At 65.6% G+C, this 241-nt stretch carries 1 protein-coding gene; it reads right to left on the bottom strand.

Going from position 1 to position 241, the window contains the following annotated elements; translation table 11 throughout:
* A partial coding sequence (locus tag SB756_RS34445; protein ID WP_410913801.1) for a beta-eliminating lyase-related protein occupies nucleotides 1-241 on the bottom strand: 241 nt, incomplete at both ends.

Here is a 241-nt window from a genome sequence, read left to right as displayed (position 1 = left end):
GCCAAAGCACAGCACATCGACGCCGGCCTTCCAGGTCAGCTCTGCCGGGCTGCAACCGAGGAACGCGCAGGCATTGGTAAAGCGCGCGCCATCCATGTGCAGGTTCAGGCCCAGCTCCTTGCAGGTGGCGCTGATCGCCTTGAGCTCATCGGGGCGGTACACGGTGCCCACTTCGGTGGCCTGGGTGATGGTCACCACGCGTGGCTTGGGGTAGTGGATGTCCTGGCGCTTGAGGGCGACC

This window comes from Pseudomonas sp. SIMBA_068 (assembly GCF_046534705.1).
In the GTDB taxonomy this organism is placed as follows: domain Bacteria; phylum Pseudomonadota; class Gammaproteobacteria; order Pseudomonadales; family Pseudomonadaceae; genus Aquipseudomonas; species Aquipseudomonas putida.
This window is presented reverse-complemented; position numbering and strand designations above follow the sequence as displayed.